Raw genomic sequence first — 13,498 nt, 5'->3', positions numbered from 1 at the left:
GCAGGTCGATCCAAATCTCGGGGCATTAGCCGCCCGTCGCGCCGAACTGCTCGACCCGCACGATGTCGCTCGGCACCCCGGCTTCGCCGAGGCTGCGGCCGACGAAGCTCACGAAACCAGCGGACCCGCAGACGTACGCCCGCTCGATGCCCTTGGACAGCTCCGCCAGCTCGTCGGGGTAGATGTGCGCGGCGACGCGATCGCCGTGGTTCTCGCGGGTCAGCGCGATGAACGCGCCGAACTCCTCGAGCTCCTCGATGTAGGGCAGCCGCTCACGGGTCTGCGCCGAGGCGACGATCGTCAGCTGCGACGCGGTGCCGAGCCGTCGGGCGTACCGGAGCATCGAGATGAACGGCACGACACCCGAACCGCCGGCGACGCACAGCGACGGGACCTGGCCGCCCCAGACGAACCAACGGCCGATCGGGCCGCGCAGCTCGAGCTCGTCGCCGACCTCGACGACGTCGTGCAGGAACCCCGACACCTCACCGCGCGGGAGGCACTCGACCATGAGCTCGATCAGCGGGTCGGCCGGGTCGGAGGCGAGCGAGTACGACCGCTGGGCCGTGTAGCCGTCCGGCGCCCTCAGGCGTACGACGTAGTGCTGGCCCGGCACGTGGTCGTGACGGTCGGCGACCTCGAGCCGCAGCCGGACGTACGTCTCGCCGAACCGCTCGACCTCGCGGACGATGCCCGTCGTCCATGAGCTGGCGACAGCCTCCACGGGAGCGGCAGTCATGCATCACCCTGGTAGCGCTGCTCGAGCCACGGGTCGCCGCGATCGTGGTAGCCGTTGCGCTCCCAGAACCCCTGCTCGTCGTGGTCCATCAGCTCGATGCGGGTGATCCACTTGGCGGACTTCCAGAAGTACAGATGCGGCACCAGCAGGCGTACGGGGCCGCCGTGCTCGGGCGCCAGGGGCTTGCCGTCGAACTCCCACACGAGCCAGGCCTTGCCGTCGGCGATGTCCTCGAGCGGCAGGTTGGTGTTGTAGCCCGTGGTCGCCGTGGCCATGACGTGCGTCGCCTCGGGCCTGGGCCTGGCGATCTCGAGCAGCGCGTCGACGCTGACGCCGGCGAACGTCGTGTCGAACTTGGTCCACGTCGTCACGCAGTGGATGTCGCCGAAGTAGGACGAGCCCGGCAGCGCGTGGATGCCGCGCCAGTCCCACGTCGTCGGGTTGTCGACGAGCCCGTCGACCGTCATGGTCCAGGTGTCGAGGTCGATCGTCGGAGTGAGCTCGGCGGTCAGGACGGGCCAGTTGGCGCCGGTGTCGTACTGGCCGGGTGGCAACCGCTTGTCGCCGCCCCGACGAGCACCTCCGGTGAATCCGCGAGTGAAACCTGCCATCAGCTGTTCTCCTTGAGGAACGGCAACCATACGTCGAGGAGCCCCTGCGGGTTCTCGACCGCGGGGGAGTGGGCCGCGTCGTCGATGACGTGGATGTCGGTGTCGAGCCGCTTGGCCATCCCGGCTTGTACGTCGTGCGGCCAGGCGTCGTCGTCGGCGCCGCGGCCGACCCAGAACGGCAGCCCGGTCGCCGCGACCTCGTCGATGATGTCGGGGGCGTCGATCAGGAGCTGGGTGATCGCCTTGAGCGACGCGGGGGCGTTGGACGTGAACCGCTTGTCCAGGAACTCCGCGATGTCGGGCGGCAGCGACGGATCGCGCGGCAACCTGGCACGGATCTCCGCAAGCGTCATGGTGTCGATCGCCTGCACGAGTGGACTCAGCGGCGGCCGGCCGGGGGTCTCGCCGAGGGCACCGGGACCGGTGCAGAGCAGGCTCAGCGTGCGCACCTGCGAAGGGTCGAGGACTGCGGCCTGCTGGGCGACGAGGCCGCCGAAGGAGTGACCGAGCACATGGGATCGCGCTGCTGCGGTTGCGCTCACCCCAACGGCATCCGCGGCGAAGCCCGCGAGCGAGTAGTCGTCATCAGGAGCGCCCGGCGTCTCGTACTGGCCGCGCTGGTCGTACGCCGTCGCGTCGAAGCCCGAGGCGGCCAGCAACGGCAGGAACGCGGTGAAGTCCTCCTTGGAGCCGGTCCAGCCGGGGATGAGGAGGACGTGCGCGATGGCCCCGTCCGTGCGGATCGTGTGCGCCGCGAACTCACCGCGCGACGTCTCGATCGTGACCGCATGAACACCGGGCGGCAGCGCCAATGACTTCGGCGTGCTCATCGCCCGCGCTTCGCGATCCGCGTGACGAGACCCTTCGGCATGTACTGCGCCAGCGTCGTGAGCACCTTGTAGCGGAACGACGGGACCGAGACCGACTTGCCCTTGTCGAGGTCCTTGAGCGAGGTCTTGACGACCTTGTCGGACTTGAGCCACATCCATTTGGGCACGCCAGAGATGTCCATCTCGCCGCGTTGGTGGAACTCCGTGCGTACGAAGCCCGGACACAGCGCCTGGACCGAGATGTTGACGTCGGCGTAGTGGATGTCGGCCCAGCGCGACAGGTTGAGCAGCCACGCCTTGTGCGCCGAGTAGACGCCGCGTGGCGTGAACGCAGCGACGCTCGACACGTTGATGATCTGCCCGCCGCCACGCCCCGCCATGGTCTTGATCGCTGCGTCCATGAGGTGCATCGGCGCGCGGACGAGCAGGTCGAGCTGGCGGTCCTCGTCGCCGATGTCCGTCGTGCCGAACCAGCCGGCCAGCGAGGCGCCGGCGTTGTTGACCAGGAGGTCGACCGGCCGGGTCGTGTCGGTCAGCTTGTTGACTGCCGCTCGTACGCCATCGGTGGTCGACAGGTCGGCGGTCACGACGTCGACCTCGACCCGGTGCTTGCTGCGCATCTGCGTTGCGAGCGCCTCGAGCCGGTCGGTCGTACGCGCGACGATCACGAGGTCGTAGCCGCGCTTGGCCAGCTCCTTTGCGAACGCGTTGCCGATCCCTGCGGTTGCCCCGGTCACCAGCGCGCGACGTGTCATGGAGCAAGCATGCCAAACGGCCCAGCGCGTGGTCGGCGAGGTCAGGCGACGTGATGACACAATGGCGACCGTGACGACGACTATCGCGGTGGCGAACCAGAAGGGTGGCGTCGCCAAGACCACGACAGTCGTCTCGCTCGGCGCAGCGTTGACCGAGCTCAAGCAGCGGGTCCTGCTCGTCGACGTGGACCCGCAGGGCAGCCTGACGTTCTCCCTGGGCGTCGACCCGGAGGACCTCGACGTCACGGTTGCGGAGGTCCTGCTGGGCACCAAGCAGGCCGAGGACGCCATCGTCATCACCGATGACGGCATGCACCTGTTGCCGGCCAACATCACGCTGACCCATGCCGAGGAGAGCCTCATCGGCCGCACGGGTCGCGAGCAGCGCCTGCGGGTCGCCCTCGACAAGGTCGCCGACGACTACGACTGGATCCTGATCGACTGCCCGCCGACACTCGGCATCCTCACGGTCGGCGCGCTGTCCGCTGCGCAGAAGGTGCTGATCCCGCTGCAGGCCGAGACCCTGTCGCACCGTGGCGTCGGGCAGCTGCTCGACACGATCCACGACGTGCGCCAGTTCATCAACTCGTCGCTGGAGATCATGGGAGTCCTGCCCACGATGTACGACGGCCGCACCAAGCACGCCCAGAACGTCCTTGCCGCGATCCGTGAGACGTACGAGCTGCCGGTCGTGACACCGCCGATCCCCAAGACGATCCGGTTCGCCGAGGCTCCGGCGATCGGCCGTTCGGTGCTCGCCACCGCCCGGACGCACAAGGGTGCCGAGGCCTACCGCCAGGTCGCAGCCGGCATGCTCGCCGACAGCAAGAAGTAGGCCCCAGCACCCTCGGTCAGACCAGCTCGCCCTCGAGCAGCTCGGCCTGCTCCTGCGCGTGCCGCTGCACGGCGTTGCGATCGGGCAGGAACAGCGTCGCGGCCGCCGACAGCAAGTAGCCGCCGACCGCCCACCACGACGACTCCGTGAACCCGTCGCGCAGGCCGGACTCGGTGAACGAGTCACCCACGACGTGGAAGAACACGGCACCGATGATCGCGATTCCCAGCGCGGAGCCGAGCTGCTGGAACGTGCTGTACGTCCCGGAGGCCGCGCCGGCATCGTCGGTCGCGACGGTCGAGAGGGCGATGTCGATCAACGGCACGACGAGCAGGCCGAGGCCCGTGCCGGCCAGGAGGAGCGGTGGGGTGGAGTCCCATCCTCCGAAACCGGCTCCTTGGTCCGCCACGATCCGGGCCAGCCACCAGATGCCCGCGGCTTGGCAGATCGCACCGGCGAACGGCACGACCTTGCCGAGCTTGAGGCCCAGCGGCGCCGAGATGCCGACACCGACGAAGGCACCGAGGCTGAACGGCAGCAGCACGAGGCCGGAGTGGATCGCGCTGAACCCCAGACCGCTCTGCACGTAGATCACGAGTGTCAGGACGAAGCCCGCCATCGCCGCCGAGAACGCCGCCTGCGTCACGATGCCGGCCGTGAACCCGCGGTTGCCGAACAAGTGCATGGGCAGGAGCGAGGACTGCGTGAGCCGTTCGGTACGTCGCTGGTTGGCGACGAACGCGGCGAGGACGACCGCCGCAGCGCCGAACATCGCCCAGATCCAGGCGGGCCAGCCCTGCTCACGGCCCTCGATCAACGGGAAGACCAGGAGGAACACGCCGGCGGTTGCCAAGACGACGCCGGGCAGGTCGAGGCGGGTCGCCCGCTCCGACACGGTGTTGGGGACGTACTTCAGCGCCAGCACGATCAGCACGACGCCGACCGGGATATTGATGAGGAAGATGCTGCGCCAGCCGACCCCGAACGCGTCGCTCGTGATGAGCCAGCCGCCCAGCAGCGGCCCGACGACCGCCGCGGTGCCGGAGACGGCGCCGACGATGCCGAAGACGTTCGCGCGTTCCTTCGGGGCGTACATGACCTGCACGGTCGACAGCAGCTGCGGCACCATCAGCGCCGCGAAGCCGCCCTGCACGATCCTGGCGACGACCAGCGTCTCGCCGTTGCCGGACAGGCACGCCGCGAGTGACGCGATCGTGAAGCCGGCGACGCCGATCACGAAGATGCGTTGCCGGCCGAAGATGTCGCCGAGACGCCCGCCGGTGATCAGCAGGACCGCGAACGTCAGGGTGTAGCCGCCGAGGATCCACTCCAGGTGGGCCGGGCTGGCGTCGAGGTCCGAGCGGATCGCCGGGAGCGCCACGTTGACGATCGTGACGTCGAGCAGGTCCATGAACGCGGCGAACATCAAGATGCTCGTCGCGATGGCGCGCTTGGTTGATGGGGCAGGGGTGCTCACGATGTCTCCTTGTGGGTGAGAGACGCTCGCTACCCTGTGCTTGGGGCCGGGGTCGCTTGCGACTCGGTTTCCGATCCCCGGTCGATGCCAGTCGGCCGGGGATCACTGGTTCCTAGGTGTCCCAGGTCAAGATGTCGCCGAACTCCTCCATGAGCTTGGCGTTCGCATCCTCTCCGGTATGTCCGGCGGACCTGAGCTCGTGGATGCGCCGCCACACCTCCATGCCACCGAGGCGATCGTGCTCGATGTCGTCGACGAGCTTCTCAACGAACCCGATCTCGGCGCGGCGTACGGCCTCGGAGTAGTCGCCCTCGACCATGAAGAGGGCGGGGAATCCTTCCGGCAGGTGCGCGCGCACGCCGTCGTACTGGTTGCTGGTGATGCGCAGGGCCTTGAGCCGCAGCTTGAGGAGGGCGAGGGCCTCGTCGGGCGGGATCGCGCCCATCAGCGAGAGCGCCGCCTCGAAGTCGGTGAACTGCGGTGTGGGGTCTCGCAGCATCTCGCTGAGCCAGTCGCGCATCGCCGTCGCGCCGTCGTCGGTCAGCTCGTAGACCGTCCGCTCGGGACGGTTGCCCTCGCGGAGCGTCTCGCGGGCGGCGATCAGGCCCTTCTTGCGGAGTGACTCCACGACGGCGTAAAGCGATCCGTAGTTGAGCCGGATGCTCTCCTCTTTGCTGCGGTGGCGCAGCGTGGTCGACATCTCGTAGGGGTGCATCGGCTTCTCGAAGAGCAGCGTCAGCACCGCGAGGGACAAGGCGTTCGCCGGTCGCTTCATGACACTCCTCTCGGGTTATCCGTACCTGAATACTCTAACTAGAGTAATACAGGTTGTGCAAGTGGGCCGGGGTCCGCGTGGTCTCGACGTTTAGGATGTGAGCGTGTCCAAGCACCGCGCCTCCCATCGATTGGCCCGCCGTCGCGGCCGCGTCGGTGTCCTGGGAACCGCAGTGGCCGTCACGATCGCCATCGGCGGAGCAGCGGTGGGGATCCTGCCGCAGCTCAAGGCCGACCCGGCCCATGCCGACACGTCGTCAGCCCTTGCACCCGCGGCGATCGAGACGGCGACGCTCGACACCCTCGTGATCCCCGAGCCGGCTCCCAAGCGGCGCGCCGCTGCGGCGAGTGTCACGAAGGTCGCCGAGCTGCCCGAAGGGTCAGGCACCGGTCGGCGCATCGTGTTCGACCAGAGCGATCAGCGGGTCTGGCTCGTCGACGACGACAGCACCGTCGAACGTACGTATCTCGTCTCGGGCAGCCGCTTCAACAACCTGCAGCCCGGTGCCTACACCGTGCAGTCGAAGTCGCGCCACGCCGGCGCGTTCGACGGCAGCGGCACGATGGAGTACTTCGTACGCTTTGCGACTGGCTTCAGCGAGCCGATCGGCTTCCACTCCGTGCCCAAGGACAACTCCGGTGAGCTCGAGCAGACCAAGGCTGAGCTCGGCACCCCGCTGTCCGCCGGCTGCGTACGCCAGTGGTTGCCCGACGCGATCGCCCTGTGGGACTTCGCCCCGGTGGGCACCAAGGTCGTCGTCACCGCCTGAGCGTCGAACGGGATGCCACGATTTTCGCTGGAATCGGAGAACTTCCTGCGGCTGACCCCTTGAGGGTGGACACTGCGGATGGGGGACGCGCGAACCGCGCCTGACCCTAGGATCCGCCATGCAGCGACGTGCTGGCCTCATCCTGCTCGGCGGCCTCGTGGCAGCGAGTCTCGTCGGACCGGTGGGTCCGGCGTCTGCGGTCACGACGCGATCCGTGACGTTGACGATGCCGTCGAGCGCTGTCGTCGGGGAGACGATCACCGTCAGCGGGACGCTCTCGAAGTCTCCCTCGGGCTCGACCGTCAGGATCGAGCGGCAGTCGGGCACGTCGTGGGTGACCGCACTGACCGTGCATGCCGGCGCGGGCGGTCAGTACTCCGGCCGGTTGGTGATGAGCCTGCCCGGGAGCGGGACCTATCGGGCCTACGCGCCGCAGAGCAACAAGCTCGCGGCTGCGGCCTCTCCACTGCGAGTCATCAACGTGTTGCGGACCTTCGCATCCGCCCCGACGCCGGGCATCAACGGGACCCCTGAGGTGGGGCAGACCTTGTCGGCGGTCACCGGGGCGTGGTCGCCCACTCCGGCCTTCGCCTACCGGTGGTTCCGAGGCGGCGCGGCCGTCGCGGGGGCGACCTCGAGCACGTACGCCCTCGGCGTCGGTGATCTGGGCGCCTCGATCAAGGTCGAGGTCGTCGGCACGCTGTCCGGCTACGTGACCAAGACGGTCGTCAGTGCGGCGACCAGCCCGGTGACCAGCCCGGTGCAGGAGAGCCGGGCGACGTTCGGGGAGCTCATGCAGCCCGTATCGACGCAGGTCGCACCGTCATCGGTGGCGACGGTGACCGCGCTCGATCAAGCGCCCGCGTGGAGCAACACGAGTTTGATCCGGTGGGACACCCCAGGGGCATTCACCCACTCGCTCGAACCGAGGCCGGCACTCACCGTGCTCAGCGCCGCCTACGGCTATGACCTGTCCAATCCCGCGCTGGGCGCTGAGTACAACACGGGAAACATCACGACGCAGAACGCCGACGTCTCGTTCGTCGTCACCGGACGCAGGTTCGCGATCAAGTACGTGACCTGGCAGTCGTCCGACGCGATGGTCTGGATCGATGGCGCACCGGTCTCGGCCGCTCCGATCGTCGGGAAGGATCCAACCGGCAACGCCCAGTACAACTGGATCCAGGTCGAGCTGCCCGAGCGCAAGACCGTCACGGTGCGGTTCGCGGGTCCGACGATCTTCACGGGTGTCGACATCGATCAGAGCGATCCCGCGACCATCAGCGCCGCTCCGGTCCCGTTCACGATCGGGGTCGTGGGCGACTCCTACTACGACTCCAGCACGACGCAGAGCTCGTACGCGACCTCGGCCGCAGCCGTGCTCCACACCAAGACCGGCTTCCGGGTCTGGAGCATGGCGCAGTACGGAACGGGCTACCTCAACGATGCATCCGCGCCGGCCATGAACGGCACAGTGGGATATCCGGGCTACTACGCCTCGCCCTTCGGGTCCGACGTGAGAATCGCGAGGCTTGCCGCGGCCCCCATCGACGCCCTGCTGGTCAACGGGAGCATCAACGACGGCCAGTACTTCTCGCCGGCTCAGCACCTGGCCGCGGTCGAGGCCTACGTCAACCGTGTCGCCGAGGTCAGGCCGGACCTGCCGATCGTGCTGATCGGGATCGAGCCGATCAAGATCGGGCGCGACCTGACCTCAGCGGAGAAGGCGGACTTCGACGCCAAGACGCAGAACCTCCGCAGCATGGTGGGGCGGCACCGGAACGTCGTCGGTTTCATTGATCCGTACACCGAGCAGTGGCTCACGGGCACGGGCTCGACGGATGCGCCGACCGGCGTCGGCAACCAGGACCAGTACGTCGGCCCGGGCGGGTCCCACCTGAGCGCCGCCGGGCAGGAGTACTACCAGGCACTGGTCAAGACCAGGTTGGCTGGTCTGCCGGCGACGCTGCCGACGAACTAGTCGGTCTTGGCGACAGGTGCGCCGCCGCGCGAACGCGTGCGGTTGCGGTTGCGACGGGGACGCTGTCCGCCCTCGCTCTGCTTGTCGCCGCCTGAGGACTGCTGCGCCTTCTGCTCGCCGCCGCGTCCGCCGCGGTCTCCGCCGCTGCGCTCGCCGCCACGTCCTCCGCCGCTGCTGCGGCCGCGACCGCCACGGTCGTCGTCCTTCTTGGGCTCCCGGGGCGACGGGTCCTTGATCCGGCCCTTGACGCCACGGTCGATGCCGAGATCGTGGAACAGGTGGTCCGACGTCGAGTAGGTCTCCTGCGGCTCGTCGAACGGCAGGCCCAGCGCGGAGTTGATGAGCTTCCAGCGGGTGATGTCGGCCCAGTCGACGAACGTCACGGCGATGCCCGAGGCGCCGGCGCGGCCCGTACGACCGATGCGGTGGACGTACGTCTTGTCGTCCTCGGGGCAGTTGTAGTTGATGACGTGCGTGATGCCGGCGACGTCGATGCCGCGCGCGGCCACGTCGGTCGCGACGAGGATGTTGATCTTGCCCTCGCGGAAGCGCGTCAGTGCCTTCTCGCGTGCCGGCTGCGCCATGTCGCCGTGCAGCGGCGAGGCGGGGAAGCCGCGGTCGATCAGCTCGTCGGCGACCCGCTGCGCGGTGCGCTTGGTGCGGGTGAAGACGAGGACCTTGCCCACGTCGTCGGCCTGCAGGATGCGTCCGACGATCTCGGCCTTGTCCATCTCGTGCGCCTGCCAGACGAACTGCGCCGTCGCCGGCACCATCTGGGTGTCCTCGCCGGACTCCGCACGGATGTTCATGGGGTGGCGCATGTGCTTGCGGGCCAGCCCGACGATCGCGCCCGGCATGGTGGCCGAGAACAGCATCGTCTGTCGGGTCTCGGGCGTCTTGGCCAGGAGCGACTCGACGTCGGGCAGGAAGCCCAGGTCGAGCATCTCGTCGGCCTCGTCGAGGACCAGGGACTTGACGTGCGACAGGTCGAGGGCGCCGCGGTTGGCCAGGTCGAGCAGGCGGCCGGGCGTACCGACGACGATGTCGACGCCGGACTTGAGCGCGTCGAGCTGCGACTCGTAGGGGACGCCGCCGTAGATCGTCAGGTTGCGGGTGCCGCGACGCTTGGACGCGATCTCGATGTCGCTGGCGACCTGGATCGCGAGCTCACGCGTGGGAGCGACGATCAGGGCCTGCGGCTTGCCGGCGACGATCTGGTCGTAGTCGGTGTCGTGGGGCGCGACCGTGCGCTGGATGACGGGGATGCCGAACGCCAGCGTCTTGCCGGTTCCGGTGCGCGCCTGGCCGATCAGGTCGGTGCCCATGAGGGCGACGCCGAGCGTCATCTCCTGGATCGGAAAAGCTTCTTCGATGCCGACGTCAATCAATGCGTCGGCGATCTCGGGCATGACGCCCAGATCTTTGAACGTAGTCAGGGTCTTCTCGAATTCTTGAGACTCGTGGGATTTCTCGGCCCAGTCTATCGTCTGGCGCCGCCGGCCTTCCCGCTACGCTGCGGGGCATGGCTTCCAAGAACGTTCCGCCGCCCTCGACGTTGGACGATCCGGTCTACCGGAGGGGTGTCATCGAGCTGCTCGGCATCCTGGCGTACGGCGAGATCAGCGCCTGCGAACGCCTCGCAGAGGACGCCAAGATGGCGCCCGACCTCAAGACCAAGGTCGAGATCGCGGCGATGGCGACCGCCGAGTTCGGGCACTTCGAGAAGCTGCGGGACCGGCTCGTCCAGCTGGACGAGGACCCGTACGCGACGATGCAGGAGTTCGCGACGATCTTCGAGCGGTTCCACCGGCAGACGACGCCGTCGGACTGGCTCGAGGGGCTCGTCAAGGCGTACGTCGGAGATGGCCTGGCGGCCGACTTCTACCGGGAGATCGCGGCCTACCTCGACACCGAGACCCGCGCGCTCGTCCTCGACACGTTGAGCGGCACCGGCCACTCGGAGTTCGTCGTCGACGCCGTGCGCGGCGCGATCGCGAAGGACCCGCGGGTCGGCGGGCGCCTGGCGCTCTGGGGTCGGCGGCTCATGGGCGAGGCCCTCAGCCAGGCGCAGACCGTGGTCGCCGAACGCGATGCCCTGAGCACGGTGCTCGTCGGTGGCGTCGACCATCCCGGCATGGACCTGGCCGGCATCGGCCGGATGTTCACCCGCATCACCGAGGCCCACGCAGCACGCATGGAGAAGCTCGGCCTCGCAGCCTGACCCTTCCCACCGTCGGGCGGTGACTTAGTCGCCCTTCCAGCGGCCGGATGGGCGACCAGGTCACCGCCCCCGCTGGGAAAGGCGAGTAACTCACCGCCCAACAGTCAGGGGTGGCGGAGCTCGGCGGCGCGTTGCTCGAGCTGACGGCGTTCGTGCTCGGTCGGCGCGAGCTCGATCGCCTGCTCGATCGCGATCAGGGCCTCGTCGTGCAGCCCGGCACGGGTGGGGAGGTCACCGCGAGCAGCGGCGACGAGGTAGTGGCCGGCCAGCTTCGGGTCGTCGGCAGCTGACTCCAGGGCGGCGAGCCCGGCCAGCGGGCCGTCGCTCATGCCGACGGCGATCGCCCGGTTGAGGCCGATGACCGGCGACGGAGCGATGTCGAGCAGCTCGTCGTACAGCGCCACGATCGCCGGCCAGTCGGTGTCTCCGGCCGACGATGCCGTCACGTGCACCGCGGCGATGTCGGCCTGCACGGCGTACGGCCCGCGCACCGTCCAGCGGTGCCGCAGCAGCGCGAGTGCCTCGTCGATCTCGTCCCGGTGCCAGCGGCTGCGGTCCTGGTGCTCGAGCGTCACCCGCTCGCCATGGACGTCACGTGCGTCGCGACGGGAGTGCTGCAGGATCATCAGGGCCAGCAGTGCGCGCGTCTCGTCGGAGTCGGGGAGGAGACGGGCCAGCAGCCGGCCAAGTCGGATCGCCTCGTCGGCGAGGGCGCTCGTGCCGGTCGCATAGCCCTCGGTGAACACGAGGTAGACAACCGCCAGCACCCCGTCGACGCGTTCGGGGAGGTCGTCCGTCGGCACCCGGTAGGGGATGCCGGCGTGCGCGATCTTGTTCTTCGCACGCAGGAGCCGCTGACCCATCGTGGCCTCCGACGTCAGGAAGGCCCGCCCGATCGCCTCCGTCGGCAGACCCGAGACGACCTTGAGCGTCAGTGCCACCCGCGCCTCGAGCGCGAGCGCAGGGTGGCAGCACGTGAAGATCAGCCGGAGGCGGTCATCGCCCATGGGTGACGCGTCCTGACTCAGCTCGGTCAGCTCCTCGAGTGCGGCCAGGTCGGCAAGCTTGCCGCGTTCGACCTGGGCGCGGCGCAGCACGTCGATCGCCCGGCGGCGTGCGGTCGCGGTGAGCCAGGCCGCCGGGTTGTCGGGTATGCCGTCGCGCGGCCAGCGCAGCAACGCCCGTTCGGCGGCGTCCGAGACGGCATCCTCCGCGAGGTCCCAGTCCGCGGTCGTACGTATGAGGGAGGCGACGATGCGCAACCGTTGCTCCGCCATGGCCTCGGTGAGGGCGCGACGGACGTCGTCCTCCGCCGCGCCCTCACCGCTGCTCATGCTCAGGCCTCGTCGAAGGGCCAGAACGGCCGCAGCTCGAGGGTGCCGGCCGCGGACATCGGGTGAGCCGCCGCGATCGCGATGGCCTCGTCGAGGTCGGCGCACTCCAGGATGTCGAATCCGGCGATCCACTCGCGCGACTCCGTGAACGGGCCGTCCGTGACCAGCAGCTCGCCGCCGCGACGCCGGACTGTCGTGGCGGCCTCGGGTGGGCGAAGGCGCTCGCCGATCACGCGCTTGCCGCTCGCGTCATTCCTGGCCACCCAGTCCTGGACGTCGTCGACAGCGGGGTCGCTCGGCCGGTCAGCCGCATCGGGGTCACTGACGACCAACATCATGTACTTCATCCCTGCTCCTTCGGTCGGGTCTCATCGTCGTACACCAGCACGACGAACGGGAGCCCTACGAATCCGACAGGATCTGCTCGACGACCGATGATTTCTCGTCGGCATAGTCCTGCACGCGCTCCCAGTGCTGAGCCGCGAGGCGTTGCTTGGTCGTCAGGTAGAGCTCGAGCGCCGCCGGATCCGCGCGCAGGCGGTCGCGGAACGTGATCATCCGGGCGTGCTCCGCCGAGCCACTCGTGAACACGTGCAGGTTGACCCGAGGGTCGTCGAGGCGCAGCAACCGGTGCTCGTGCCACCCCGGCTCGCGGATGTGCAGCACATAGCCGATCGCTTCGAGCGCGGGCACGTATGCGGGTTCGTCGGCGCTGTCGGGGACCAGCAGGTTGATGTCGATGATCGGCTTGGCGGCAAGTCCGGGCACCGCCGTCGAGCCGACGTGCGCGACACCACCGGCAACCGAGCCCAGTGCCATTCGGATGCGCGTGGCCTGGACCTTGAACTCGGCGGCCCATGCCGGGTCGTACGGCGCGAGGGTGATCGACCCGTCAACGCGGGTCGGCGCCACGAGGTACTCGGTGGAGTCGTCTGGCGAGCCCACGGCCTAGGTGTGATGTCCAGGGACGTTGTTTCGTGACACGGTCCTGATCTGCTGGACGGCGAAGGCCTCCGGTTGTGGAGTGGAGATGTCTAGTAACCGCTCCGCACACAGGAGGCCTTCGTGTCCCACGCTAACGCTGCTCTGACCCCGCGTGCTCGTTTGAGGCTCGCGAAACTGATCGTTGAGGATCGCTGGCCGCCGCCGGAGGCGGCGAAGATGTTCATGG

14 protein-coding genes and 1 pseudogene are annotated in these 13,498 nt (G+C 68.7%); 5 read left to right on the top strand and 10 right to left on the bottom strand.

Features of this window, described 5'->3' with window-relative positions; genetic code table 11:
- Positions 1 to 25 precede the first annotated feature (25 nt).
- Genes AC1DVU_RS17835 through AC1DVU_RS17820 form a run of 4 tightly spaced genes read right to left on the bottom strand, consistent with a single transcriptional unit; the run spans position 26 to position 2,935 of the window.
- Positions 26 to 739: an FAD-binding oxidoreductase gene (locus AC1DVU_RS17835; RefSeq protein WP_476923813.1), complete on the bottom strand. Its 714-nt coding sequence runs from the start codon at positions 737 to 739 to the stop codon at positions 26 to 28.
- A complete protein-coding gene (locus AC1DVU_RS17830; RefSeq protein ID WP_476923812.1) occupies positions 736 to 1,350 on the bottom strand; it encodes a sulfite oxidase-like oxidoreductase in 615 nt (204 codons plus the stop codon). Before AC1DVU_RS17830 ends, AC1DVU_RS17835 begins: the two co-directional genes overlap by 4 nt.
- Positions 1,350 to 2,180: an alpha/beta fold hydrolase gene (locus tag AC1DVU_RS17825; protein ID WP_476923811.1), complete on the bottom strand. Its 831-nt coding sequence runs from the start codon at positions 2,178 to 2,180 to the stop codon at positions 1,350 to 1,352. Before AC1DVU_RS17825 ends, AC1DVU_RS17830 begins: the two co-directional genes overlap by 1 nt.
- On the bottom strand, positions 2,177 to 2,935 hold the full coding sequence (locus AC1DVU_RS17820) for an SDR family NAD(P)-dependent oxidoreductase (protein WP_476923810.1): 759 nt from the start codon (positions 2,933 to 2,935) through the stop codon (positions 2,177 to 2,179). Before AC1DVU_RS17820 ends, AC1DVU_RS17825 begins: the two co-directional genes overlap by 4 nt.
- Positions 2,936 to 2,996: 61 nt before the next feature.
- Here AC1DVU_RS17820 and AC1DVU_RS17815 point away from each other — a divergent pair, with 61 nt between their 5' ends.
- Positions 2,997 to 3,770: a ParA family protein gene (locus AC1DVU_RS17815; protein ID WP_476923809.1), complete on the top strand. Its 774-nt coding sequence runs from the start codon at positions 2,997 to 2,999 to the stop codon at positions 3,768 to 3,770.
- Positions 3,771 to 3,786: 16 nt separating this feature from the next.
- Here AC1DVU_RS17815 and AC1DVU_RS17810 read toward each other — a convergent pair whose 3' ends face one another.
- Both AC1DVU_RS17810 and AC1DVU_RS17805 read right to left on the bottom strand, forming a co-directional pair.
- Positions 3,787 to 5,247 carry an MFS transporter gene (locus tag AC1DVU_RS17810; protein WP_476923808.1) on the bottom strand — a complete coding sequence of 487 codons (1,461 nt, stop codon included), beginning with the start codon at positions 5,245 to 5,247 and terminating at the stop codon, positions 3,787 to 3,789.
- Between the two features lie 112 nt (positions 5,248 to 5,359).
- Positions 5,360 to 6,022: a PadR family transcriptional regulator gene (locus AC1DVU_RS17805; RefSeq protein ID WP_476923807.1), complete on the bottom strand. Its 663-nt coding sequence runs from the start codon at positions 6,020 to 6,022 to the stop codon at positions 5,360 to 5,362.
- 103 nt (positions 6,023 to 6,125) lie between these two features.
- Here AC1DVU_RS17805 and AC1DVU_RS17800 point away from each other — a divergent pair, with 103 nt between their 5' ends.
- Together AC1DVU_RS17800 and AC1DVU_RS17795 are read left to right on the top strand one after the other, a co-directional pair.
- Positions 6,126 to 6,791: a L,D-transpeptidase gene (locus AC1DVU_RS17800; RefSeq protein WP_476923806.1), complete on the top strand. Its 666-nt coding sequence runs from the start codon at positions 6,126 to 6,128 to the stop codon at positions 6,789 to 6,791.
- Positions 6,792 to 6,909: 118 nt separating this feature from the next.
- Positions 6,910 to 8,772 (top strand): hypothetical protein, encoded by a 1,863-nt coding sequence (locus AC1DVU_RS17795; protein WP_476923805.1) that lies wholly within the window; start codon positions 6,910 to 6,912, stop codon positions 8,770 to 8,772.
- On the opposite strand, the gene AC1DVU_RS17790 is transcribed toward AC1DVU_RS17795, so the two are convergent.
- Positions 8,769 to 10,181 (bottom strand): DEAD/DEAH box helicase, encoded by a 1,413-nt coding sequence (locus AC1DVU_RS17790; protein WP_476923804.1) that lies wholly within the window; start codon positions 10,179 to 10,181, stop codon positions 8,769 to 8,771. The two genes, AC1DVU_RS17795 and AC1DVU_RS17790, sit on opposite strands and share 4 nt — an antisense overlap.
- A gap of 113 nt (positions 10,182 to 10,294) precedes the next feature.
- Between AC1DVU_RS17790 and AC1DVU_RS17785 the strand changes: the two genes are divergently transcribed.
- Positions 10,295 to 10,993, top strand: coding sequence for a ferritin-like fold-containing protein (locus AC1DVU_RS17785; RefSeq protein WP_476923803.1), 699 nt, complete (start codon positions 10,295 to 10,297; stop codon positions 10,991 to 10,993).
- A 104-nt stretch (positions 10,994 to 11,097) separates the two neighbouring features.
- Here AC1DVU_RS17785 and AC1DVU_RS17780 read toward each other — a convergent pair whose 3' ends face one another.
- From AC1DVU_RS17780 to AC1DVU_RS17770, 3 genes are read right to left on the bottom strand one after another with little or no spacing between them, the layout of a single operon-like run.
- A complete protein-coding gene (locus AC1DVU_RS17780; protein ID WP_476923802.1) occupies positions 11,098 to 12,327 on the bottom strand; it encodes an RNA polymerase sigma factor in 1,230 nt (409 codons plus the stop codon).
- A 2-nt stretch (positions 12,328 to 12,329) separates the two neighbouring features.
- Positions 12,330 to 12,674, bottom strand: a complete 345-nt coding sequence (locus AC1DVU_RS17775; RefSeq protein WP_476923801.1) for a YciI family protein — start codon at positions 12,672 to 12,674, stop codon at positions 12,330 to 12,332.
- A gap of 55 nt (positions 12,675 to 12,729) precedes the next feature.
- Entirely contained in the window at positions 12,730 to 13,272 is a 543-nt protein-coding gene (locus tag AC1DVU_RS17770; protein ID WP_476923800.1) for a GrpB family protein, read from the bottom strand.
- Positions 13,273 to 13,392: 120 nt separating this feature from the next.
- Between AC1DVU_RS17770 and AC1DVU_RS17765 the strand changes: the two are divergent.
- Positions 13,393 to 13,498: pseudogene (locus tag AC1DVU_RS17765) on the top strand (IS481 family transposase); the annotation flags it as partial.

The sequence above is a fragment of the Aeromicrobium sp. P2_G6 genome, from assembly GCF_056403535.1.
This window is presented reverse-complemented; position numbering and strand designations above follow the sequence as displayed.

What these genes read in the sequence shown, in the direction of transcription:
- AC1DVU_RS17835 (WP_476923813.1), bottom strand. Translation starts at nt 739, where the DNA reads ATGACTGCCGCTCCCGTGGAGGCTGTCGCCAGCTCATGGACGACGGGC.
- AC1DVU_RS17830 (WP_476923812.1), bottom strand. Translation starts at nt 1,350, where the DNA reads ATGGCAGGTTTCACTCGCGGATTCACCGGAGGTGCTCGTCGGGGCGGC.
- AC1DVU_RS17825 (WP_476923811.1), bottom strand. Translation starts at nt 2,180, where the DNA reads ATGAGCACGCCGAAGTCATTGGCGCTGCCGCCCGGTGTTCATGCGGTC.
- AC1DVU_RS17820 (WP_476923810.1), bottom strand. Translation starts at nt 2,935, where the DNA reads ATGACACGTCGCGCGCTGGTGACCGGGGCAACCGCAGGGATCGGCAAC.
- AC1DVU_RS17815 (WP_476923809.1), top strand. Translation starts at nt 2,997, where the DNA reads ATGGCGACCGTGACGACGACTATCGCGGTGGCGAACCAGAAGGGTGGC.
- AC1DVU_RS17805 (WP_476923807.1), bottom strand. Translation starts at nt 6,022, where the DNA reads ATGAAGCGACCGGCGAACGCCTTGTCCCTCGCGGTGCTGACGCTGCTC.
- AC1DVU_RS17795 (WP_476923805.1), top strand. Translation starts at nt 6,910, where the DNA reads ATGCAGCGACGTGCTGGCCTCATCCTGCTCGGCGGCCTCGTGGCAGCG.
- AC1DVU_RS17790 (WP_476923804.1), bottom strand. Translation starts at nt 10,181, where the DNA reads ATGCCCGAGATCGCCGACGCATTGATTGACGTCGGCATCGAAGAAGCT.
- AC1DVU_RS17785 (WP_476923803.1), top strand. Translation starts at nt 10,295, where the DNA reads ATGGCTTCCAAGAACGTTCCGCCGCCCTCGACGTTGGACGATCCGGTC.
- AC1DVU_RS17780 (WP_476923802.1), bottom strand. Translation starts at nt 12,327, where the DNA reads ATGAGCAGCGGTGAGGGCGCGGCGGAGGACGACGTCCGTCGCGCCCTC.
- AC1DVU_RS17775 (WP_476923801.1), bottom strand. Translation starts at nt 12,674, where the DNA reads ATGAAGTACATGATGTTGGTCGTCAGTGACCCCGATGCGGCTGACCGG.